This window comes from Polynucleobacter sp. AP-Latsch-80-C2 (assembly GCF_018882185.1).
Taxonomy (GTDB): domain Bacteria; phylum Pseudomonadota; class Gammaproteobacteria; order Burkholderiales; family Burkholderiaceae; genus Polynucleobacter.
Window position 1 is genome coordinate 164,350 of record NZ_JACVOY010000001.1, and the last position, 19,916, is coordinate 184,265.

At 46.6% G+C, this 19,916-nt stretch carries 18 protein-coding genes; 12 read left to right on the plus strand and 6 right to left on the minus strand.

Annotated elements, in window-relative coordinates:
- Positions 1 to 16: 16 nt before the first annotated feature.
- Together ICN47_RS00860 and ICN47_RS00865 are read left to right on the plus strand one after the other, a co-directional pair.
- On the plus strand, positions 17 to 709 hold the full coding sequence (locus tag ICN47_RS00860; protein WP_216218032.1) for a fumarylacetoacetate hydrolase family protein: 693 nt from the start codon (positions 17 to 19) through the stop codon (positions 707 to 709).
- A gap of 2 nt (positions 710 to 711) precedes the next feature.
- Positions 712 to 1,773, plus strand: a complete 1,062-nt coding sequence (locus tag ICN47_RS00865) for an alpha/beta fold hydrolase (protein ID WP_216218033.1) — start codon at positions 712 to 714, stop codon at positions 1,771 to 1,773.
- Here ICN47_RS00865 and ICN47_RS00870 read toward each other — a convergent pair whose 3' ends face one another.
- A complete protein-coding gene (locus ICN47_RS00870) occupies positions 1,774 to 2,553 on the minus strand; it encodes an enoyl-CoA hydratase/isomerase family protein (RefSeq protein ID WP_216218034.1) in 780 nt (259 codons plus the stop codon).
- 86 nt (positions 2,554 to 2,639) lie between these two features.
- Between ICN47_RS00870 and ICN47_RS00875 the strand changes: the two genes are divergently transcribed.
- The 5 genes from ICN47_RS00875 (at position 2,640) to ICN47_RS00895 (ending at position 5,442) form a co-directional block, all read left to right on the plus strand.
- Positions 2,640 to 2,798 (plus strand): DUF5993 family protein, encoded by a 159-nt coding sequence (locus ICN47_RS00875; protein ID WP_216218035.1) that lies wholly within the window; start codon positions 2,640 to 2,642, stop codon positions 2,796 to 2,798.
- Positions 2,795 to 3,358 carry a disulfide bond formation protein B gene (locus ICN47_RS00880; protein ID WP_216218036.1) on the plus strand — a complete coding sequence of 188 codons (564 nt, stop codon included), beginning with the start codon at positions 2,795 to 2,797 and terminating at the stop codon, positions 3,356 to 3,358. The genes ICN47_RS00875 and ICN47_RS00880 overlap by 4 nt, the downstream gene beginning before the upstream one ends.
- A gap of 30 nt (positions 3,359 to 3,388) precedes the next feature.
- The gene (locus ICN47_RS00885; protein ID WP_216218278.1) at positions 3,389 to 4,372 is read left to right on the plus strand and encodes a tripartite tricarboxylate transporter substrate binding protein; all 984 of its coding nucleotides are present in this window, start codon (positions 3,389 to 3,391) and stop codon (positions 4,370 to 4,372) included.
- 105 nt (positions 4,373 to 4,477) lie between these two features.
- Complete coding sequence (locus ICN47_RS00890; protein ID WP_216218037.1) at positions 4,478 to 4,963, plus strand: hypothetical protein; 486 nt, start codon at positions 4,478 to 4,480, stop codon at positions 4,961 to 4,963.
- Positions 4,964 to 5,019: 56 nt separating this feature from the next.
- Positions 5,020 to 5,442, plus strand: a complete 423-nt coding sequence (locus ICN47_RS00895) for a glycine zipper family protein (protein WP_216218038.1) — start codon at positions 5,020 to 5,022, stop codon at positions 5,440 to 5,442.
- A 13-nt stretch (positions 5,443 to 5,455) separates the two neighbouring features.
- Here the strand turns inward: ICN47_RS00895 and ICN47_RS00900 are convergent, their stop codons facing one another.
- The 5 genes from ICN47_RS00900 to trxA form a co-directional block, all read right to left on the minus strand.
- Complete coding sequence (locus ICN47_RS00900) at positions 5,456 to 6,847, minus strand: MATE family efflux transporter (protein WP_216218039.1); 1,392 nt, start codon at positions 6,845 to 6,847, stop codon at positions 5,456 to 5,458.
- A gap of 3 nt (positions 6,848 to 6,850) precedes the next feature.
- Positions 6,851 to 8,566, minus strand: a complete 1,716-nt coding sequence (locus ICN47_RS00905; protein WP_216218040.1) for a glycosyltransferase family 39 protein — start codon at positions 8,564 to 8,566, stop codon at positions 6,851 to 6,853.
- Between the two features lie 85 nt (positions 8,567 to 8,651).
- Positions 8,652 to 8,999, minus strand: a complete 348-nt coding sequence (locus tag ICN47_RS00910; protein ID WP_215363251.1) for a type B 50S ribosomal protein L31 — start codon at positions 8,997 to 8,999, stop codon at positions 8,652 to 8,654.
- A gap of 179 nt (positions 9,000 to 9,178) precedes the next feature.
- A complete protein-coding gene (gene rho / locus ICN47_RS00915; RefSeq protein WP_011903147.1) occupies positions 9,179 to 10,441 on the minus strand; it encodes a transcription termination factor Rho in 1,263 nt (420 codons plus the stop codon).
- A gap of 250 nt (positions 10,442 to 10,691) precedes the next feature.
- On the minus strand, positions 10,692 to 11,018 hold the full coding sequence (trxA, locus tag ICN47_RS00920; protein ID WP_068948270.1) for a thioredoxin TrxA: 327 nt from the start codon (positions 11,016 to 11,018) through the stop codon (positions 10,692 to 10,694).
- Positions 11,019 to 11,150: 132 nt separating this feature from the next.
- Between trxA and ICN47_RS00925 the strand changes: the two genes are divergently transcribed.
- From ICN47_RS00925 to ICN47_RS00945, 5 genes are all read left to right on the plus strand, one after another.
- Complete coding sequence (locus tag ICN47_RS00925) at positions 11,151 to 14,165, plus strand: PD-(D/E)XK nuclease family protein (RefSeq protein WP_216218041.1); 3,015 nt, start codon at positions 11,151 to 11,153, stop codon at positions 14,163 to 14,165.
- Positions 14,162 to 17,680 carry a UvrD-helicase domain-containing protein gene (locus tag ICN47_RS00930; protein ID WP_370626232.1) on the plus strand — a complete coding sequence of 1,173 codons (3,519 nt, stop codon included), beginning with the start codon at positions 14,162 to 14,164 and terminating at the stop codon, positions 17,678 to 17,680. The genes ICN47_RS00925 and ICN47_RS00930 overlap by 4 nt, the downstream gene beginning before the upstream one ends.
- Before the next feature lie 106 nt (positions 17,681 to 17,786).
- On the plus strand, positions 17,787 to 18,605 hold the full coding sequence (locus ICN47_RS00935; RefSeq protein ID WP_255538868.1) for a tetratricopeptide repeat protein: 819 nt from the start codon (positions 17,787 to 17,789) through the stop codon (positions 18,603 to 18,605).
- Between the two features lie 40 nt (positions 18,606 to 18,645).
- Positions 18,646 to 19,149: a DUF1993 family protein gene (locus ICN47_RS00940; RefSeq protein ID WP_216218043.1), complete on the plus strand. Its 504-nt coding sequence runs from the start codon at positions 18,646 to 18,648 to the stop codon at positions 19,147 to 19,149.
- A gap of 292 nt (positions 19,150 to 19,441) precedes the next feature.
- Positions 19,442 to 19,915 carry a LexA family transcriptional regulator gene (locus tag ICN47_RS00945; RefSeq protein WP_255538869.1) on the plus strand — a complete coding sequence of 158 codons (474 nt, stop codon included), beginning with the start codon at positions 19,442 to 19,444 and terminating at the stop codon, positions 19,913 to 19,915.
- Position 19,916 lies beyond the last annotated feature (1 nt).

The window sequence follows — 19,916 nt, forward strand, 5'->3', positions numbered from 1 at the left end:
CAAAGAAAGGTTAGTCATGAGTTCCAATTATGTTATCGAGCCACCTGTAGTGACTTCATTGCCAGTGACTGGCGATACTCGTCGCTTTGCTGTCAATCGTATTTATTGTGTGGGTCGTAACTATGCGGATCATGCGCGCGAAATGGGTCATGATCCAGATCGTGAACCACCATTCTTTTTTATGAAGCCAGCGAACTCCATCGTGACAGATGGCAAAGATATGGCCTTTCCTCAGTTATCTAATGATGTCCATCATGAAATTGAAATGGTGGTAGCTATTGGTAAGGGCGGTGCCAATATTGCCGCTGATAAAGCACTCGATCACGTTTATGGATATGGTGTTGGTTTAGATATGACGCGTCGTGATCTCCAGGGTGAAGCGAAAAAAATGGGACGTCCTTGGGATACTGGCAAAGCATTTGATCAATCTGCTCCTTGTGGTGAAATCACCCCAGTTGCAAAGTGCGGACATCCAAGTGCGGGTGCCGTGAAGTTATTAGTGAATGGTGAAGTGCGCCAAGAAGGTGATCTCAATCAGTTGATTTGGAATGTGCCAGATACGATTGCCTACCTCTCTACTTTATTTACTTTAGAGCCCGGTGATTTGATTTATTCCGGTACACCTGCAGGAGTAGGGCCCGTGAAAAAGGGTGACGTCCTCGAAGGCAGCGTGCAGGGCCTAGTTAACTTAAAAACAAAGATCATTTAATCATGAAGAGATGCATATTTAAGGCGCTTTCACTAGCAATCGTATTGCCAATTCTTCTAGCGGCATGCGCTAGCTCTGACAAGACCAATACCGAGAAGACAAGCGCACCAACGCCGGTAGCTAGTTTATATAGCAATGCATCTCCTTTGGATTTACGCTTAAGTGCATGGCCTTACCCATATCCGCTCAAAGAATATAAAACCAGCCTACAAGGGCAGCCTGCAAGCATGATGTATATGGACGTGCCTGCAGTTGGCAAGCAGAAGGGTGCGGTTGTGCTCTTTCATGGCAAGAACTTTTCTAGTGACTACTGGGCTTTAACCATTGCTGGTTTAACTCAAGCAGGCTATCGCGTGATTGCTCCAGACCAAATTGGTTTTGGTAAGTCCTCTAAGCCGGATGTGGCATATCACTTTGACGACTTAGCTGCCAATACGCAAGCATTACTGAAGTCCCTCAAAATTAGTAAAGTGTCAGTCATTGCAAATTCTATGGGCGGTATGGTTGGCGTACGATTCGCGCGTCTGTATCCACAGACCGTGCAAAAGCTTGTGCTAGAAAATCCATTGGGTCTTGAGGATTACAGCAAAGATATTCCTCCGCAGCAAAACGATACCTTGCTCAAGCTGGAGATGGCACAAACAGAAACGAGCTATCGTAATTTCTTAAAGAGCTATTTTCCGAATTGGCAGCCAGCCTATGAGCAGTTTATCGAGGTCTATGTGCGTGTCCAAAAAGGCCCAGACTATCCAGCCTACGCTAGAACCTCTGTGCTGACTTATCAAATGATTGCGGAAAAGCCAGTGGTAAATGACTTGCCGCAATTGAAGATGCCAGTTCTTTTGGTGATCGGACAAAAAGACCGTACCGTATTTGGTCGTCGCTTTGCGCCACCAGAGGCCGTCAAATCTTTAGGGAACTTTCCGGAGTTGGGTCGTAAGGCGCAGGCTGCTATTCCGAATGCCAAGTTGGTAGCAATCGATAACGTAGGGCATGTACCCCACGTGGAAGTACCAGACCTCTTTATAAAAACCGTCGTTGAGTTTTTAAACGTTAAAAACTAATTACTTGCCTCTCCATTGGGGCGGGCGACCTTCGAGGAAGGCGTTTACGCCTTCCCGAAAATCTTCACTGTTATAGGTTTCGCGCATCAGGTCCGTGCAATTGGGAAGATTGCTACGCAATAAGCGTGCGATTCCCAATTTGCTTGCTTTTTGTGTGATGGGCGCGAGCACTACCATTCTCTTGGCCAGCGCATCGGCCGCATCGGTAATCTGCGATGACTCTACTGTTTGATACAGAAAGCCCGAGGCCAATAATTCGGGGGCCTTTATTAACTCTGCAGTAAGCAACATTTTTTTCACCATTGGAATACCTAGGTGAGCACTAATCCAATTAAGATTGCCTGGTGAGAGACAGTTGCCCAAAGTTTTTGCTACTGGAATGCCAAAGCGCGCATCTGGTGTAGAGATACGGAAATCACAAGCGGTAGCCATAAGCAGGCCACTGCCTACTGCTAAACCTTCAATGACAGCAATCGTTGGCATCGGGAGTTCTTGCAAGGACATAAAGATGCGATCCACATCTACCTCATAGGCTTCATCTTTTTTAAGATGAACAAATTGTTCGATATCGCTTCCAGAGACAAACGCTTTATCGCCAGCACCACGAAAAATGACTACCCGAATATCTGCATTTTTTGCTAAGGCATCACAAATCGTTTTGAGCTCCTCGTACATCGACCATGTCATGGCGTTACGTGAGGTCGGATTATTGAAGGTGATCCGTGCGATGTTGCCATCGATTAAAAGATCTAGGCAGGGAGGTATAGAAGGGTTGCTCATGGGGTCATTCTAAACAAAAGACCTAGATAAACGCTGTAATTGCTGGGTTTGCCTGAAGAAATTGCCGCCTGCGCTAGAATTCTGATATGTATATGTTTTTCCCATTTCTGACAGCCTTTATCGGACTGATCCTGGTCTGGTTTGAGAAGCGTCTTGTCGGCTTAATTCTGTTGGCTATCACGGTTGGAACCCTCATGGTCTGGTTCTATTTTCACGCTACCGATCACCTCAATATCAGTCTGTGAACAAGCATTCCTTCCCTTCTCTTGCTGCCCTAGGCAACCAGTTAGCGCTATTAGCTATTGTTGGCATGCTTTCTTATGCCTTTGTAGATCAACTGTATTTTGGCGAACTTCCATGCCCACTATGTTTGATGCAAAGAATAGGGTTTGTGATTATTGGATTTGCATTAGTACTCAATATTCGTTGTGGTGCGTACTCTGCACATTACGGCTGGGGAATTATCGGTGGCTTAGTAGGAATGACCGTTTCCTTGCGTCAGGTGTTCTTGCATATTGCTCCGGGCGATAAAGGCTTTGGCGCTACTTTTTTAGAGTTGCATTTTTATACTTGGGCTTTTGTAGCCTATTTAGGTTTAATGGCTGGCCAAGCGATTTTATTAATGCTGCCTAATCGAGACGTCCGCTCTCGCAACTGGTTTGCAAATACGATCGTTATTCTCTTTATCTTGATGGTCTTTGCCAATCTAGTATCAACCTTATTGGAGTGCGGCACTGGCCCATGCCCAGATGATCCTGTGAGCTATACAGGCTGGATTTGGTTGCGTAACTACTTGGGCTTTTAAGTTTCTCTACTTCATTCGATTTCATACATGATGCATTTTTGTAGGGTGGCTAAGGCCCTCATTATTGGTCTTGGCTTTTGCGGAGTATTGACTGCCCAAGCACAGACCAATCAGCAATGGCCTAAGCAGCCGATTCGGATTGTGGTGAGTTTTACTCCAGGCGGGGCACCAGATATTTTGGCTCGTGTTCTTGCAGAGCATTGGCAAAAAAATTTAGGTGTTCCTGTTCTGGTAGAAAACCGTCCCGGCGTCGGCGGCAACATTGGCGCTGACTTAGTTGCCAAGAGCGAGCCAGATGGTTATACCTTGTTGATTGGTACAGTAGGTATTCAGGCTATCAATGGTGCTTTGTATGACAAGATGTCTTTTGATCCTGTAAAAGATTTCACACCCATTAGTTTCTTGGCAAGCACTCCCAACGTATTGGTAGTAAATAAACAATTGGGGGTTACCAATTTGCATGAACTCATTGAGCTCGCCAAGGCAAAACCCAATCAACTCACTTTTGGATCCTCTGGTGTTGGCACTTCCTTGCATATGTCCGGCGAACTCTTTAAAGAATTTACCGGAGTGCAAATAAGGCATATTCCTTACAAAGGGCGCGCTCAATCTTTGCCAGATTTATTAAGTGGGCGCATTTCAATGCTCTTTGATAACCTCTCCTCATCGCTGCCCTTGATTAAAGCAGGAGAGGTGCAAGCTTTAGGAGTGACCACCTTAAGGCGTTCACCTGCGGCCCCAGAAATCCCGACGCTTGCCGAACAAGGTTTAACTGGATTTGAGGCAACCTCTTGGTTTTCATTGGTGGCCCCAGCCAATCTAACGCCCAGTATTCAGATGCGCTTGAATCGCTTAACCCGTCAGGCTTTAAATAGCCCTGAAGTTAAGGCGCGTTTATTAGCCAGCGGCCTAGACCCAGCCCCAGGGAGCCCGCAAAGCCTCTCAAAACTGATTGCTGCAGAAGCAAATAAGTGGGGTAGAGTAATTGCCAAATCAGGCGCAAAATTAGACTAAGAAATACCTTATTTTTATGTCAGCTTGAATCTGCCTGGGGCGTTATAGAGGGTAGAAGGTAATAAAAGTATCAGATCGTTACAAATAGACCAATTAGAGGGGTCGATGATGAAACTCAATAAAAAACATATCGCTTTAGGAATTGCTCTGGCAGGCTTACTCAGCCTGAGTCCTTTGGCAGCCAATGCTGGTAATGTGGGTTGGAATGTCAGCGTAGGCGGTGGCTATGGTGGTGGTTATGGTTATGGTGGTGGTTGGCGCCCAGCGGCTTATGGCCCAGGTTGGGGTCGTGGCTATGGCTATGGTGCTTATGGTGGTGGCTGGCGCGGTAATTGGGTTGGTGCTGGCTATTACGGCTATCCTCAAGCGGCCTACTACGCTCCACCTGTAGCCTATGCGCCCCCTGTAGTGGCTTACGTTGCCCCTCCACAACCAATGGTTTTGGCTTCTCAGCCTCAGCCAGCAGTTTGGTATTTCTGCGAAGCGACTGGCAATTACTACCCTTATGTTCAAGAGTGCGCATCTGGTTGGAAAACCCAGCCTGCCACCCCTCCAACAAGCAGTGTTACAGCTAAAAGACCTCAGTATTAAAGATCTTTAAAATAGTGCGTAGTAATTAGTGAAAAAGAATTTTTTAAAGGTTTGAAATGAAACGATTGACGTTATTAGTAGTGCTGGCGGCTTCATTAACAGCGTGCGTATCTGCTCCGACAGGGCCTACCGTTGCAGTGATGCCGCGTGAGGGTAAGCCGTTTGATTTGTTTCAACAGGAAGATCTGTATTGCCGCAACTTTGCCGCAAATTCAGTCAGAGATACTAGTGATGCTGCTTTAAAAGAAGGCGCTACTAGCGCTGCAATCGGGGCTGCTTTAGGTGCTGTTGCTGGGGCTGTTATTCAAGGTGGTAATCACGCTAATGTGGGAACGGGTGCTGGCGTTGGTTTACTAGGCGGTGCTGCAATGGGTGCCATGAATTCTTCTGGAAAGCAAAATCAAGCGCAGGCTCAATACAATATTGCTTATCAGCAGTGTATGTATGCCAAAGGCAATCAAGTGCCTAGTATTCGTTAAGCACTTCGCTTCACTACACTTCAACTGGCGGATGCGTTTTTTCAAAGCGCGCCGCCGTTTTTCTAAAGAGATAGAGTAGTAAGCAAGCAGCTAAACCTAAGCTGATGCTATTGCCGGCCCAAAATCCATTAGCCCCCTGTAAGAATGTTGGCGTATTGCCCAGCACATTAAATCCAAGCAAGTAACCACCACCTAATCCCACGCCCCACAAAGAGCCGGCATAAATGACCATGGGCCAGAAGGCGACTCGATAAGCTCGCAAAATAAAAGCTGCGGTTACTTGTAAGGCATCAAAGACTTGGTAAAAAGCAATGAATAAAAAGAGCGGAATCGAGAAGACTTTGACTGCTTCCGGTGGATTGTAGAGATCTAATAAATGCAGGCGGAGTACCCAAACGCCAATACCAATCGCAATACAAAGCACGGTCGTAAAAAATACCGATGACCAGCCAATTTCTTCAGCCCGCTCTGGTTTATTGGCACCAATCGATTGAGATACTAAAGTCATGGTGGCAATGGAGAGTGATAGTGGGACCATATAAATTACCGTACCCATGTTTGCCACAATTTGATGGCCTGCTAATGCAGTGGTGCCTAGGCGCGCAATAAACAATGACATGAAGGTGAACGAAGTGACTTCAATGAGGTAGCTAAAGCCAATAGGAGCGCCTAGCTTTAGCAAAGTCCAGATACGATGCCAATCTGGTGCGCTAAAACGGCTAAAGATTTTAAAAGGGCGATAAAAGCGATCAATCAAGACAAAGCTCAATGTGATGATGAGCCAAAGCCAATTAATGATGACAGTAGCCGCTGCGCAACCCGGCCCACCCATGCCTTCAATGCCAAAGCCCCCATAAATAAAGAGTAGGTTCAGAGGCAGCTTTAATCCTAAGCCAATGAGTTGCACCACAGTTATGACAGCGGGTCGCGAGACCGCGTTATGCAGTGCCATGAGGACACGCATACCCATGCTTGCAGGTAAACCAAGTGCCAAAATATTGAGGTAGAGGCGCGCCTTACCTTCAATGTCAGCGGTGACGCGTGAGATCGCAAGCAAGTAATCGGCATTGATAAGTACGATGCACCCCAATACCGTGAGACCTACAGCGAGCCAGGTAGCCTGACGCACTTCTTCGCCAATTTCATCAAGGCGTTTTGCACCAAAGAGTTGCCCTGCGATCGGGGCCAGAGCAGAGATGACTCCTGTTAGGCCTACGTAAATGCTAATGAAAATGGCAGAGGCCATAGCCAAAGCAGCAAGATCTTCTGCTGAGTAGCGCGCCGTCATGGCGGTATCCAGCACGCCAAAGGTAATGACTGCCAATTGGCCAATGAGTAAAGGCCCAGCTAATTTAAGTAGAGCGGGAATATCCTCGCGTAGGCGCGATAACTTAAAGTGCAGCACGCCTTATTCCGGAATAACTTCGTAGAGACGCAGACGTTCGTCGCGGTCAGATGGGCGGCGATCTTCCCATAGCAAGCTGAGTTTTTTATTATTTAGGCGCGCATAAGCCGATGCTTCTGACTGGCTATGAGTCAGCAACCATGGGCAGCTTGGGTCATCTCGTAAATCGAGCTTCGTAAAGTAATCAAAAGAGGCAAGCTGTGCATAGCCTAAGTTACTGGTATCAATACAACCTTCGCTTGGAACGGCTTGCACTAAACGAGCGGATACATGGCGATAGGTTTTTGCGTAATTGATGGTTGGCAACCATAAAGTCATCAATAACACCCACATCAAAGTAGTGCCAGATGCAGAGATGATGAGGCAGCGCCAAATTTCTTTGGGGGCGCGTGAGGTTCTCCAGCGAACAATGGCAAGCCATAAACCAGTAATGACTAGGGCAACGATAAAGGCGAGAGGGTTAAATTGACCTTCAAAGCCCGGCAAGTAACGTGCCACATTATCCGCAATTTGCTCTGGATAGCCGCTTATCTTAGCTAACCAAATGACCCAGATCGCCAAAGCAATTAATGAGAAGCTGAACATCGCAAACCAGTCAATGAAGCTAATTACACTGCGCTTCAGAATGGGTAAGCTAAAAGCCGCAATGATGGATAGGCTCGGAATCAAAATCATGAGGTCATGTTCATTCGCCTGGCTACGGAACAAGACATAAATAAAGCAACCAATAAACAAGCTTAGTGGAATGCAAAGATGTGGAGCCCGCCATGCGCCGGATTCTTTTACGCGACCCCAGTGAAACAAAGCAATCATAGCTAAAGGCCATACTGGCCAGGCATAGGCCCAAAAGTTCACACTCAAAAATTCGACGGATTCGAAAGAGGGCACTAAGCGCATCTCCGGCGTATTGCGCCAGCCTTCTTCTGCAATGTGGCGCCACTCAGGACTGATGTCAGACATGTACCAAAGCGCTGGCCAAGAGAGCACACCGACGATGCCAAAGAAGGTGCTCGTAATGGTCCAGCGAAAACGTAATCGGGCATTACTAGCGATGACTGCAATGATGGTCGATGCAATCACAATCAGACTTAATGCGAGATTGCTTGAGAGAGAAACAATCGTGACGCCTAAGCCTGTCCAGAGACCGCCTTGCCAAGGTTTATCTAAACCACGGACTGTCCCGTACAGCACAATACTGATGCCCATCAGTTGCGCCATCATCGGCGTTGTTTCATGAGCGCGCTGCGCAAGACCTACGCAAGCTAAGAAGATGAGGAGGGCGCCATCAGCCAAGGTCATGCCATAACTCTTCAAGTCAGGCTGACCGCCTACCGCTAATGCAATCGGCTGCACTTCACGACGACGACCCAGTAAATAAGTGGCGTACCAAATAGCGATTGCTGCAGCAAAAAAACAAATTGCGGAATAGAGGCGCGCTGCATTGGCGGCGCCAATCCAAGGGCCAAAGAGTTCAATTAAGCTAGCACCCATCCAATAAGGAAGTGGGGCGCCTAGGGAGATATCGCGGCCTGCTAAATGAGGAACGACCCAATCTAAAGAGTCGCCACGAAATAAAGTCCACATTCCGCCAAAGCCAATCGCATCTTCATTTTTCCAAGGATCGCGAAAGAAGAGGCCAGAAAATCCATACACCAAAGTCAGCGCAAAAATAATGATGCGAGGGATAGATTTGGTGGCGGCGGCGGTGAGTTTAACCATGCGTAACTATATGCAAAATCAATAAAAAAGGCAGCAAACGCTGCCTTGATTATCTCGCAGAGAACCCTGCAAAGGAGAAAGGAATTTAAGCCTTCTTCTTAGCAGGCTTTTCAGCAGCTTTAGCTTCTGCAGCAGCCGCTTTTTTCTCAGCGGTTTTAGCAGCGCCATCACCAGTAGCTTTAGCAACCGCTTTGCTACCGAATTTCTGACGGAATTTCTCAACACGACCAGCGGTATCCATGATTTTCTGGGTACCAGTGTAGAAAGGGTGAGATTCAGAGGAAGTTTCGATCTTGGCTAATGGATATTCATTGCCGTCTTCCCACTTGATTGTCTCTTTAGTAGACATAGTGGAGCGAGTCTTGAAGCTGAAGTTATTGGAAACGTCTACAAAGACGATTTCACGATATTCGGGGTGAATGCCAGGTTTCATTTTGAGTCCTATGAGCGGGTAGCCGTTTTGGTTAAAACAACCTAAATACTTTCCCAGGTTTTAAAAGCAGTAAAGGCTAAATTATGCCATGAAATCAACAACAAAGCGCTGTTTAGCTAAGTAAAAGGGGTTAAAACAACCCCTTTTATGCATCAAAGCGCCACTCGGGGGGGCTTAAATTAGCCTCCGCGACGCATTAAGTCGAAGAATTCACCGTTATTTTTGGTTGATTTGAGTTTATCCACAATAAAGTTCATCGCCTCGATATCGTCCATATCAGCCAGCAATTTGCGTAATACCCAGATCTTTTGGAGGTTTTCGGCTTTAACCAGCAACTCTTCACGGCGAGTACCGGACTTATTGAGGTTGATCGATGGGTAAACACGACGCTCAGCCAAACGACGCTCAAGGTGAACTTCCATATTGCCGGTACCTTTAAATTCCTCATAAATGAGGTCATCCATGCGGCTACCCGTTTCAATCAGGGCAGTAGCGATGATGGTTAAAGAACCACCTTCTTCAATATTACGAGCCGCACCAAAGAAACGTTTTGGACGTTGCAGGGCATTGGCATCCACACCACCGGAGAGTACTTTTCCAGACGAAGGAACAACCGTGTTGTAAGCACGTGCTAGACGCGTAATGGAGTCAAGCAAGATGATGACATCTTTACCCATCTCTACTAAGCGCTTAGCCTTTTCAATCACCATTTCGGCAACTTGAACGTGACGTACTGCTGGCTCATCAAAAGTAGAGGCGACAACTTCACCGCGCACAGAGCGCTGCATTTCAGTAACTTCTTCAGGACGCTCGTCAACGAGCAATACGATGAGAATGGCTTCAGGATTATTGGCAGCAATCGCATGAGCAATGTGCTGCATCATGACAGTCTTACCGGACTTTGGTGAAGCCACAATCAAGCCACGCTGGCCATAGCCAATGGGGGAGATCATATCGATGATGCGGCCAGTTAAGTTTTCTTCAGCTTTGATATCACGCTCAAGAGAAATCACGCGATTTGGATGTAATGGCGTTAAGTTTTCGAACATGATGCGGTTCTTGAGGGCCTCTGGAGCCAAACCGTTGATCTTGTCTACTTTGACCAAAGCAAAGTAACGCTCACCATCTTTTGGTGTACGTACTTCACCTTCTACGCTATCGCCAGTATGTAAGTTAAAGCGGCGAATCTGTGCAGGAGAGATATAAATGTCATCTGGTGAAGCCATGTAAGAAGCTTCAGGAGAACGTAAGAAGCCAAAGCCGTCAGGCAATACCTCTAAGGTACCGTCACCAAAAACCGTTTCACCGGCTTTAGCGCGTTTCTTCAGAATAGCAAACATCAATTCTTGTTTGCGCATCCGTTGGGTATTTTCAATCTCCAAGCTAGCTGCCATTTCAAGCAGAGCGGAAACGTGGAGGACTTTGAGTTCAGTTAATTGCATGTGGTTCTCGGGTATTAATAAGAGGGGAAAAGAATTATGTGTTTTGAGGTATGACTGTCCTGATGAGAATCAGACAGATATGGTCAAACAGAATTGTGGAGTTTTGCTAAAAGAAGGGGGGATAAATTACTGAAAAATCGGAGCACTGATTAGTGCGTTTGAGTAATACTACACCAAAAATGGGGTGTGACAAGCGTTTAAAGCGGGAAAAACCACGAGCTCACCTAGTGAACCCGTGGAGCAATACGATTTACAGATGACTATCAATAAAAGCAGTCAACTGTGATTTAGCCAAAGCGCCTACTTTTTGAGCAGCAACAGTGCCGTTCTTAAAGAGGATCAGCGTAGGAATGCCGCGAATATTGAACTGGGCAGGAACGCCTTGGTTCTCATCCACATTCATCTTGGCGATCTGTAATTTGTCACCGTATTCACCGGAAAGCTCTTCCAGGATTGGGCCAATCATTTTGCAAGGACCGCACCATTCAGCCCAAAAGTCGAGCAAAACAGGTTTATCGGACTTGAGGACGTCTTGTTCGAAAGAGGCGTCAGTTACATATTTAATGCCGGCACTCATGAAAATTCCTTATTTAGACTTATTTAGCGAGTTGTTTAATTGTGTCGTTACAACGCTTATATTAGCAATAAGCGAAAGATTGTGCCGAAAATTCAAAATAAGCCCTAAAACGAGAGTTCATCAAAGTCAGTAATGTCAGCAGCATTTCCCACCATTTCTAAGCAAGAGCAGCCCTATGCTTGGGCTGTTGCGCCCAATGCTGACGCTCTCAAGGTCCTGGCTGAAGGTGTTTGGAATTGTGCGCTGCAAACTAGTCAACGCCTCTTAGTAGTTCTTAGCACAGCAGGCCCTCTCATTGGACTCAGGGTGGCGCTCGAAGAAACGAGGCCAAAAGATCTACCCAATCAGATCGCCTTCTTGCCGCAAGTCATCAGTTTTACGGATTGGTTAGAGGCAGCACCAAGCGCCTGGAAGTTTCCAAAGAAGCAATCGGATTTAGAGCGCTGGATTTCAGTCTATGTGAATTTGCGCAAGCATCCCAAACTCAAAACTTGGTTTAAAGCAGAGAGCGATGCAGGTGCGTGGGGATTAGCAAAATCCGTGATTGATGCATGCGATGCATTATCTGAAGCGGTTGTTCCAAAGTTGCAAGGCGAGCTTAATGGTTTGCTGGAAACACATTCGCGAGATGTAGATGTGTGGCTTAAAAAAGTAGAGCAAATTTTAGATCAGGCGATTGCAAAAGCCTATGTCGGCCTCTCCAAGAAAGTGGTTGATGATGAATCAGAAGTTCTTCTAGCATTTTGGCGTTACCTCACCAATGTAGGTGACCCCGTCATTCGCAAGCACTTGGCTATGGCCGATCATCTACAAACTGTAAAAACAAATTCGCAACTTGGAAATGTAGCCAGTCGTCCATTCATCTGGGTTCAGACTGCCGATCCAAAACCCGTCGATCAAGAATTAATGAATGGATATCTTCATGATTACGCCCAATTTGCGCCAGTAGTAAAGGTCAATCTAGACTGGGAGTCAGTAGCCTTATGGTCTGAAGCACTGTGTGGTTTAGACGGAGAAGGTCAGATTGCGCTAGCTGATACTAGCGAGCAGCAGCAAATAGCTAGTAACGTTCAGGTCAATAGGCGAGAAGGGTGGCGATTGCTAGCGGCCACGCGTTTTGAAGAGTTGGCTTGGGCTGCTACTAAATCGATTGAGACTCATCTCATTGCCGGCAAGAAAAATATTGCACTCGTTGCGCAGGACCGTCTAGCTGCCCGCAGAGCGCGCGCTTTACTCAGCCGGTTGGGTAGTTCTTTGCGCATTCGCGATGAAACAGGTTGGAAGTTATCTACCACTAGAGCAGCAGCAGCCTTAGATAGTTGGCTTGAATTAATTCGATCACCAAAAGAGGGGCCAAGTGCAAACGTATTGCTGGAATTTTTGCAAAACCCTTATTTTGATCTGGCGAAAAGTCTGAACATCTCGTCTGAGACGAGTATTGGATTGATAGCTCAGCTAGAAGATATTTTGATAGCAAGTCAGGCGAAATCAGGATGGCAGACTTTCCTGATGGCTGTTGAGCGAGCTAACTACTACACCGCAACCAATGGCGGCTTGCCTAATGAGCAACTTCAGAAACTCATTATCTTTGTGAGTCAACGTCATAGCGCCTGGCAAAAAGACTCCTTAGCCTGTTCTGATGCTTATGAGCGTTTACAAAGTGATTTGCTTGAGATGGGCATGCATGATCGCCTTGAAAAAGATTCCGCAGGGAAGCAGTTATTAGAGACCCTCAAGGGTTTTGATCTTAGCGCTGGGATTTATCAAGATATCAAAATGCGTTTGCCCGAATGGCTGAGCCTTCTAAAAACGATTATTGAAGAGGCCTCATACGAGGAAGAGGGCAAGAGTGCAGAAGCAATGTTGAGCATCTTGCCGCTCAGCTCAACTAGACTCCGTCAATTCGATGCGGTAGTGCTGGTAGGTTGTGATGAGCAACAGTTACCAGCGTTTTCTGAGCCCCCATTATTCTTTTCGGACACGCTAAATCGGCTTTTAAAGTCCTCAACGATTGCCGCTCAATATGTACAGCAGGCCAGAGATCTCTCCGGTCTTTTGGTAACTTGTCAGAATGTGGATTTGCTTTGGCAGAGTAAGAGTAAGAATGGCGAGCCACTCAGGGCATCTGCTTGGATACAGCGATTGCAGGCAGCGCTAAAGCAATCTAAGCCATGGCAGGTAACAGAGGTGAAGTTCGAACCCTATGCGGCTCAATCGGCGCCTATTCAAATGGCAGTAAGTACGCCCGATCAAGATTTGGCAATTCCTGTAACGGTATCCCCAAGTGCCTATAAGGCTTTGCGTGATTGCCCTTATCGCTATTACGTTGGCAGTTTGCTTGGATTGCGCAAAGCAAAGGAATTCGAGGAAGGCTTTGATGCCTCCTTAGCGGGACAAACCTTGCATGCACTTTTGAAAACGTTTTTTCAGGCACTCAAGACTGAAGAAGAAAAGCCACACTCTTCGATTGGTGAGGGTGTTGAGATTCGTCGTCAATGGATGATTGATCACTTGCGGCTCGGTTCTGAAAAAGAGTTTGAGCGTTTGGTTGCTGGTGACGCGAGAGTACTGGGGACCCTGCGTGATTGGCAGAAGCAAATCCCAAGCTTTGTTGACTGGCAGCTAAAGAGAGAGCAAGAAGGCTGGCGCTATCACGATGCTGAGTTGCCGGTTGGATTTACTTTGACCATACAGGATCCCGATGGCATTTCAAGAGAAATCAACATTGCAGGTCGTGCGGATCGGTTTGATATTCATATAGGTGATGAGTCTGCAGCAGCAGTCATCGATTACAAAAATCAACCGATGAAAAAGATTGCCCAGCGAGCCGAACATATTTTGAATGATCCGCAGCTCTTGATATACGCTCGCGCTGCTAATGAAAATCCGGTCTCGGTACATCTGCCTGGGCGCACGGTAGATCAAGCCGAGTGGGTGACTCTTAAGGCTGAGCTTGATAAAGGTGAAGCAAAAAATATCCGCGCGACTGCAGTAGAAGATATGCCTAATTTGATGGATCAATTCTCCATTCAAATTGAGAACGACTTAAGTGTCTTATGGGCAAGACAGCCAATGCAGGCATTTGCTCCTAATAGTGTGTGCCAATACTGTGAAGCCCGGGGTATTTGCAGAAAGGGGATGTGGTGAGCGAAGAATTCGATTACGCCGTAGCCTGCGACCCTAAACAATCAGTCGTCGTCTCTGCATGTGCAGGAAGTGGGAAGACTTGGTTATTGGTCGCCCGCATGATTAGACTTTTGTTGGCAGGTGCTAATCCTCAAGAGATCTTGGCGCTCACATTTACTCGCAAAGCTGCGCAAGAAATGCGCGATCGTCTTTATGGCTTGCTCGAAGAATTTTCCACTGCAGATGATCAAACGCTGATTAAGGAATTAACAGACCGAGGCATGACAATTGAAGAGGCAATCAGTTCAATTCCAAAGGCCAGAGACCTCTATCTCAAAGTATTGTCTAGTCCCCAAGCAATCGTAATTGATACTTTCCACGGTTGGTTTGGTCGCTTACTTGGCGCAGCACCAGTATCAGCAGAGGTGCAGCCGGGTTTTAATTTGCGAGAAGATGCTAAGCGCCTGCAAGAGGAGTGCATGGAAGATTGGTGGGGCAATCTTCCTGAGAATCTTAAAGCGCACTATGACGTATTGCTGGATGAGTTTGGCGCCTTTGAGACGCAAAAGTTTTTGATGGGCAACTACAGCCTCTTTAAACAAAGAGGCGCATGGACATTTTTTCAAGATGCCTGCATTGCTAATAAGGTGAAGCCGATTGACTGCTTGCAGAAAATCTTGCCTTATCAAAATCAGCCAAATCCGCTAGAGACATTCTGGGAGCAAGAGCAAACCTCTGCCAATTTAGAGATTATGTATAAGTGCTTCAGTAATGGCACGCCAACTCAAAAGAAGAACGCGGTCTTTATAGAGATGCTCATGGCTCATAAACGTGCTGGCAAGTCGGTCATGGAGATTGCTGATCAATGGCAAAGTTATTTCCTGACGCAAAAACGAATGCCTTTGGCTGATATTGAGAATATGTCAGTGCCGATGAAAAAATATGTGGAGACCATGGGTGGCGATGTGGTTCGAATTACCGATATTCGTAACGATTGGGCTCGGGCTTACCAAGCGCTTTTTGACTGGGAAAGCGAGCATCTCATCGACAAGTTAAATGTTGCCTGGTTCGCTATGAGTGAGGCTATGCTAGAGCATTTAGAAAAAACCAAAGAGTCCATGCGGGTCAGGGATTTTGATGACCTAGAGATCGGCGTAAGCCAATTAATGGCTAGTGCTGCAAACGCATCGTATCTTCAGGCCCGCTTGGATGCGAAATACGCCCATATTTTGATAGATGAATTCCAAGATACCAATCCCTTGCAATGGCAAATCTTGCGATCATGGCTAGATGGTTATGGCGACGATGGAACAATGCCCACCGTATTTATTGTTGGCGATCCTAAGCAGTCGATTTATCGTTTCCGCCGAGCTGATCCAAGGTTATTTGAAAGCGCCCAACTTTTTTTAAAAGAAAAATTAGATGCTGCTTATTTACCTAAAAATACGACAAAGCGAAATGCACCTGCTATTAATAAAGCGGTAAACGATATTTTCTTGGCAGGAGCTTTGCCTCCAAGTTATCGATATGCAGAGCAATATACAGACTGGAAACCCTTATTAGAGGGATTGCCTTCTCAGGAATACTCAGCAAAGGGTGAAGTATCCCTATTGCCATTAATTGAGCGCGTCGATAGCGATCCCTTAGGGCGTGTGGGTACAGCCTTTGATGCTCCGATCGAGGATATGGGTCAAACCGCTGGCGATCAACAGCGCTACTTGGAAGGTAAACAAGTAGGGCGCTTGATTCATTATATTTTGGCAACACGCCAAGTGATGGATAAAAAGGATGGAAAAGGATTTTGGCGGCCAGCAAGGGGTAGCGACTTTATCTTGTTGGTCAAACGCCGACAATATTTACCTCAGTATGAGCGGGCTCTCCGTGAGGCAGTCTTGGCGTATGACAGTTCACGCTTGGGAGGTCTCCTCAACACGTTAGAGGTAGATGATTTGATTGCCTTGCTTACAGTCTTGGTATCACCAAGACATGATTTGCCGCTAGCTCAGGTACTGCGTAGTCCCATTTTTAGTTTTACAGAAGCCCAAATGCAAGAGCTCAGCATCAGCATTAGGCAGGGTTACAGCTCTTGGTGGGATGCATTACAAGCAAATCAAAGTCCGCTGATTCAGAAGGCTGCTCGATATTTAGAGCATTGGCGCGGGCTTGGCGAAGCGCTACCAGTACATGACTTACTGGATTTGATTTATCACGAAAGTAATTTGCGAATTAAGTACGCCATTGCCGCTCAAAATCTGGCGCGCGCGCGAGTACTGGCGAACTTAGATGCATTTTTAGAATTAGCCCTGAATCAAGATGGCGGTCGCTACCCTAGCTTGAGCCGTTTTATTGATGAGATCAATGCAATGCGTCGGGGTGATGATGATGAGACTCCGGATGAAGGTGATGTAGAGGCAGAAGGGGCCTCTGAAGCAAATGAAGATATTGGCGAAGTAGATGTAGCAAGTGAGATGTCAGAGGAGGAGCGGCATAGGCGAGTGCGCATGATGACTATTCATGGGGCTAAAGGTTTGGAGGCGCCATTTGTGATCATGCTCGATGCAAACAATACGGAATGGCGAGCGCCACATCGCGGTGTCTTGCTGGACTGGTCTCCTGAAGATGCTAGCCCTGCACATCTTTCGCTTTACACCTCTAAAACCTTAACTGGTGAACGCAGTGCTATTTTCAAAAAAGAGAATGACGTCGGTCAAAATGAAAATTGGAACTTGCTTTATGTTGCCATGACTCGGGCAAAACAAGGCTTATGGCTAAGTGGCGTAGAAGCAAGAACCAAGACTGGCATTAATGAGCGCTCTTGGTATGGCAGGGCTCTGGCTGCAAGTGTGGAGACTTTGGATGTCGCTTCACTAAATTTGCCAAACGAAAATCCCCAAGAAGCTGAAGTCCAGCAAGAGCTTGGGAGCATGCCATTTAAGATCGACCATTTTGCGATTGCCTGGGATGATGCCGTTAAGGATCATGAGGCCCGCCTCTCTGGAATTGAGAGTGGTGCTTTAGCAGATGCGCTAAAAGCCAAATTGCTGGAGAAGGCAAAAGAAGAGCCCGATCCCGAACTCTTGCAAGAGGGTACGAACTTTCATAAATTGCTTGAGTTCTTAACCCCAGACTCTGGCAATCAAAACAAACCCGCAATGCCAAGCGAACAAGAGCTCATGCATTGGTTGAGCATCGATCAAGAGAGTGCCAAACAGTTGCTTGATCGAGCAAGGACTGTTTTAGAAAAACCAGCACTGCAACGCTACCTCACTTCAGGGGGGTGGATTGCCGCCTGGAATGAACTGGATCTCGTGGGCGAAAAAGGCAAAAGCTATCGCATGGATCGCCTGGTAGAGCTAGACGATCACTTTGCCATCATCGACTACAAACTCACCATTCCAGATGAGGGCAGTGAAAAGTATGAAAAATACTGTAAGCAATTACAAGACTACAAAGTAGAGCTAAAGCGTATTCGCGAAGGCAAAGAGATTAAAACCTTCTTGATTTCGGCAAAAGGCGAGCTCCACCAGGTGCTGTAGCTAAACCCCCTTGAATTCCCTCAAAAAGCCCTCATATAGCTAGGGAATAGCAAAAATGCATAAATTGGTGATAATCAAAATCGCAAGAATCATTTCATAAGGAGTCATGATGAAGATGCAACATTTACTGAAGTTATTGATTGGCGTATGTGCAAGCCTAGTCTTACTGACAAGTAATACGGTTTTTGCTGAACCAACTTTGCCTGAGGTGTATCAAGCAGTCCAAGCGGGCCAGTTGGGTAAAGCAGATGCCATGATGAAAGAGGTTCTGCAACTTCATCCGAATAGCGCTAAAGCACACTATGTTGCTGCTGAGCTTTACCTCAAAGAAGGAAGGTTAGAAGCGGCGCGCAGTCATTTTCTTCAAGCAGAAAACTTAGCGCCAGGCTTACCTTTTGCACAAGCAGAGTCAGTGCAAAAACTACAAATGCAATTGGCGAGCTCTGCAGGTACTCCTGTAGCAGGCTCTTCTTCTATTTTTAGTAATCCCTTGTTCTGGGGTTTGATTGCCATTTTGGTCATTGGCACCATCATTGTCATGAGACGTCGTAATCGTGATGCGGTTCAGGTCTACAACGCGCCAGCCGCTGGTTATCCTGGCACTCCTGGTGGTCCAGCGCCGTATCCCGGTGCGCCTGGTTATCCACCAGCAGGTGGCGCTGGTAGCGGCTTGATGGGCAGCTTAGCAACAGGTGCTGCTTTGGGCGCTGGTATGTATGCTGGCCAAGCTTTGGCGAGTCATCTCATGGGTGGTCATGAAGGCAATACCGGTAATTTTGGTAACAATCCCAATATGAATCAAGTGGGCGGCCCTGCAATGGATGATCCTAATTTTGGTGTGCGTGATGCCAGCTCTTGGGATGATGGCGGTAGCGCAAGCAGCTGGGATGATAGCGGCGGCGGTGATTTTATGAGCGATGTATAAGACATTGCTCTTTTAGGTAGGACTCTTTTAGAAAGTATTTATGGCTATTTCAATGTACCAAGCATCTGTTCCACAACTGAAAAAGATGTTGAACAACCTCTCTAGCATTCTGAAAAAGAGTGCAGAGTTTGCTGCAGATAAGAAGATTGATGAAAAGGTGTTAGTGGAATCTCGCCTAGCTCCAGATATGTTCCCATTGGCCAAGCAAGTACAAATCGCTTGTGATCAAGTAAAAAACGGGATGGCTCGTATAGCAGGCGTCGAGCCACCTAAGTTTGAAGATACTGAAAGCACATTTGCAGACCTTCAAGAGCGCATCGCTAAAACGATCGCCTTTGTTGATGGTATTAAGCCAGAGCAGGTAGATGGTACGGAAGCTAAAGAAATCAAATTCTCTATCTATGAATGGAAATTTGAGTTTGTTGGCGACCAGTATTTATTGACTTGGATCATCCCGAATTTCTATTTCCATGTCACGACTGCTTACAACATCCTGCGTCACAATGGTGTGCAGATTGGCAAGACCGATTACTTGGGTGGCTAAATAAGGCGGTTAAACTAGCTATATGGATTACTTTGCAGAGATGTTTGAGACGGTGATACCTTGGTTCTATCGAGCCAGCATGTACTTGTCCAATGCTTTTGTGGATGACCCCGCTATTCTGGCTTTCGCCTTTTGCTAGAGTCAATAGCAATCCTCTTAGACCACCTTCGGGTGGTTTTTTCTTGCCTAAAATTGAGGCAAATAGCTCAAAAGCAACAAAAATCACCTCATTTTTGCGGTTTTTACATATACTGTATAAACATACAGTATATTAATCACTATGACGCAGCAAATGAACCCCACAAAAGCAACCCTCAGCCAAGCCCCACAAGCTTTGGCGGCCCATTTTGCCGCCCATGAGACAAGACTCTTAAGTCATCGGATTTCAGCGGGATTCCCAAGTCCAGCGGCTGATTACGCTGAAGAAGGCTTAGACCTCAATCATTACCTGGTTCAGAACAAACCGGCCACATTCATGTTTACCGTTCAAGGTGATTCGATGATGGGTGCGGGTATTTGTGATGGCGATAAGGTGGTTGTTGATAAAGCCCTAAAGCCAAAACACAAAGACATCGTAGTAGCAGTAGTCGATAGTGAATACACCATCAAGCGCCTGTATCAATTGCGTGGTCGCATTGAACTCCAACCAGAAAACCCAAGCTACCAGCCCATCACTTTTAACGAAGGCAGCGAGTTACAAATTTGGGGCGTCGTAGTGGGAGTGGTGCGTAAATACAGCCATTACAGCGGTAGGGGCGGTAAGTGAG

Coding starts and splice junctions, on each gene's coding strand:
- ICN47_RS00860 (WP_216218032.1), top strand. CDS start 17: ATGAGTTCCAATTATGTTATCGAGCCACCTGTAGTGACTTCATTGCCA.
- ICN47_RS00865 (WP_216218033.1), top strand. CDS start 712: ATGAAGAGATGCATATTTAAGGCGCTTTCACTAGCAATCGTATTGCCA.
- ICN47_RS00870 (WP_216218034.1), bottom strand. CDS start 2,553: ATGAGCAACCCTTCTATACCTCCCTGCCTAGATCTTTTAATCGATGGC.
- ICN47_RS00875 (WP_216218035.1), top strand. CDS start 2,640: ATGTATATGTTTTTCCCATTTCTGACAGCCTTTATCGGACTGATCCTG.
- ICN47_RS00885 (WP_216218278.1), top strand. CDS start 3,389: ATGCATTTTTGTAGGGTGGCTAAGGCCCTCATTATTGGTCTTGGCTTT.
- ICN47_RS00890 (WP_216218037.1), top strand. CDS start 4,478: ATGATGAAACTCAATAAAAAACATATCGCTTTAGGAATTGCTCTGGCA.
- ICN47_RS00895 (WP_216218038.1), top strand. CDS start 5,020: ATGAAACGATTGACGTTATTAGTAGTGCTGGCGGCTTCATTAACAGCG.
- ICN47_RS00905 (WP_216218040.1), bottom strand. CDS start 8,566: ATGGTTAAACTCACCGCCGCCGCCACCAAATCTATCCCTCGCATCATT.
- ICN47_RS00910 (WP_215363251.1), bottom strand. CDS start 8,999: ATGAAACCTGGCATTCACCCCGAATATCGTGAAATCGTCTTTGTAGAC.
- rho (WP_011903147.1), bottom strand. CDS start 10,441: ATGCAATTAACTGAACTCAAAGTCCTCCACGTTTCCGCTCTGCTTGAA.
- trxA (WP_068948270.1), bottom strand. CDS start 11,018: ATGAGTGCCGGCATTAAATATGTAACTGACGCCTCTTTCGAACAAGAC.
- ICN47_RS00925 (WP_216218041.1), top strand. CDS start 11,151: ATGTCAGCAGCATTTCCCACCATTTCTAAGCAAGAGCAGCCCTATGCT.
- ICN47_RS00935 (WP_255538868.1), top strand. CDS start 17,787: ATGATGAAGATGCAACATTTACTGAAGTTATTGATTGGCGTATGTGCA.
- ICN47_RS00940 (WP_216218043.1), top strand. CDS start 18,646: ATGGCTATTTCAATGTACCAAGCATCTGTTCCACAACTGAAAAAGATG.
- ICN47_RS00945 (WP_255538869.1), top strand. CDS start 19,442: ATGAACCCCACAAAAGCAACCCTCAGCCAAGCCCCACAAGCTTTGGCG.